Origin of the sequence: Streptomyces sp. F001 (genome assembly GCF_004187715.1) — a bacterium.
GTDB lineage: Bacteria > Actinomycetota > Actinomycetes > Streptomycetales > Streptomycetaceae > Streptomyces > Streptomyces flavusporus.
This window is the reverse complement of sequence record NZ_QZWF01000150.1, coordinates 1-2066: the sequence shown is the minus strand read 5'-3', so window position 1 is coordinate 2066 and position 2066 is coordinate 1. Positions and strand designations below refer to the sequence as shown.

The 2066-nt window shown below is 69.8% G+C and carries 3 protein-coding genes; 1 reads left to right on the top strand and 2 read right to left on the bottom strand.

Going from position 1 to position 2066, the window contains the following annotated elements; all coding sequences use genetic code 11:
- Both StrepF001_RS45130 and StrepF001_RS45125 read right to left on the bottom strand, forming a co-directional pair.
- A partial coding sequence (locus tag StrepF001_RS45130; protein WP_206307175.1) for a nucleotidyltransferase domain-containing protein occupies nt 1-433 on the bottom strand: 433 nt, incomplete at its 3' end.
- A 150-nt stretch (nt 434-583) separates the two neighbouring features.
- The gene (locus StrepF001_RS45125) at nt 584-1477 is read right to left on the bottom strand and encodes a LysR family transcriptional regulator (protein WP_129803864.1); all 894 of its coding nucleotides are present in this window, start codon (nt 1475-1477) and stop codon (nt 584-586) included.
- Between the two features lie 119 nt (nt 1478-1596).
- Between StrepF001_RS45125 and StrepF001_RS45120 the strand changes: the two genes are divergently transcribed.
- The gene (locus StrepF001_RS45120; RefSeq protein WP_129803863.1) at nt 1597-1950 is read left to right on the top strand and encodes a DoxX family protein; all 354 of its coding nucleotides are present in this window, start codon (nt 1597-1599) and stop codon (nt 1948-1950) included.
- Nucleotides 1951-2066 lie beyond the last annotated feature (116 nt).

Below are 2066 nucleotides of genomic sequence, written 5' to 3'. Positions count from 1 at the left end.
GGACAGGGTCGAGGAGGGCGGCGGGCGGCGGGCCGTACAGGGGCGCGTCGCCCTGCAGGACCATGGTGAGGAGCGGCGCGAGGTCGGGCATGGGCCCGGGGTCCGGGACGAGGCCGCGTTCGTAGTCGTCCCGCAGCCATTCGCCGTACTGGAACTCGCAGTTGGGCGGGTACCGCCAGGGACGGACCTCGCCCTGTACCACGACGGTCAGCTCGAGGGGCCGCTGCCCCTCGCCACCGGAGACCCGGAGCAACTCCTCGACGAGTGACCGGCGTTGGTCGTGGGTCGTCGGGTGGCGTACGACGGCCAGGACGTCGATGTCGCTGTACGGGCGGAGGCCGCCGAGGGTGGCGGAGCCGTGGAGGTAGATGCCGAGGACGTTGCCGGCGCCGAGGGTGCGACGGACGAGTGGTACGAGGTCGTCGGTTGGCATATGCGGCTCTCCTCGTGTCCCGGTCACCGTGCGTATCGTTGTACTGCGCGGCTGCAGTCATGCGGAAGGCAGCCGGGAGGAGCGCCACGATGACCGTCCTTAAAACGGACGAATTCCCCCGCGACTGACCGAAGTACGAGGGGGTCCTGGTCACCGGGGTCTGCTGTCCAGGCAGCAGCGGACGAAGTCCTGCACGACGGGGTTGGTGTCGTCGGCGGGGGCCCAGGCGACGGCGACCTGACTGGGGGTGACGCCGGTGACCGGGCGGTAGGTGATGCCGGGGCGGGCGTAGTAGCGCCCGGCGGATTCGGGGGCGAGGGCGATGCCGTAGCCGTTGGCGATCGCGCTGAGCCATTCGTCGGGCTGGTCGGTGACGGCGCCGATGCGGACGGGGTGACCGTCGCGTTCATCAGTGGCCAGCCAATACTCCCGCCATCGCCCCGCTTCCGGCGGAGCTGCCACGAACGGCTCGTCCCACAGGTCCCGGAAGGGAATCGCGTCACGTGCGGCAAAGGGATGCGCCGTGGGCAGGACGACACACCGGGGCTCGGTGAACAGCACCGCCACCCGCAACGCGTCCTGGCCGGGGAAGGGCAGCCGTACCAAGGCGGCGTCGACGTCCCCGTCGGCGAGCCCGGCGGACGGATTCGACCAGGCGGCCTGCCGCATGTCGGCCCGCCAGCCCGGCCGACGCCGGGAGAACTCCGCGACGATGTGCTGCGTCGCCTCGTTGGCAGCGCTGGCCAGGAAACCCACCCGCAGCACACGCGCCGCCCGGCTGGCCGTGCTCTTCGTCTCCCGCAGTATCCGATCCCACTCGGCCAACAGCACAGGCACCCGCTCCGCCAGCACCCGCCCCGGCTCGGTGAGCGCCATTCCCGCCCTCGACCGAGTGAACAGCGGCACTCCGACCCGAGCCTCCAGCTGCTTGATCTGCTTCGTCAGCGCCGGCTGGGACACGAACAGCCGCTCCGCCGCACGCGTCAGACTCCCCTCCTCCGCCACGGCGACGAAGCAGCGCAGCAGCCGGGTGTCGACGTCCATACCCAAAGGTTATAGACGCAGGTATTGGACGCCAAGCGCACGTTCCGGTGAGGCTTGACGCAGCGATCGGGTCGTGCCTCGCCCACGCTCACCACCTGCTCAACCGAGAGGGAAGGCACATGTTCACCGCCTACCTGCTGATCACCCTCATCACGATCGCGGCCAACGCCGGAATCGCCGTCGCGGACCTCTCGAGGGCCAGGTTCGTCCTCGCCAACTCGGCCGAGGTAGGCGTCCCGGAATCCTGGCTCCCCTGGCTCGCGGCGCTCAAGGTATCCGGAGCCGCCGGACTCCTCCTCGGCCTCCTGGGCGCCCGGTTCCTCGGTATGACAGCCGCGCTGGGACTCACCCTGTTCTTCATCGGCGCCATCGCCGCACACATCCGCGCCCGCGTGTACTACAACATCGCGTTCCCGGCTGCCTTCTTGACCCTGGCCACCGCATCCCTCGCCCTGGCGGCCATCGCACGATAGCCGCCCCACAATTGGCCGCTTTGCGCCACCAACAGCCCACCCCACCTGGGCTTTCCGCGCCCCAAGGTGAGCCAAAGCGGCCAATTACTGGTCCGACACTCTCCGCACCCCTACCC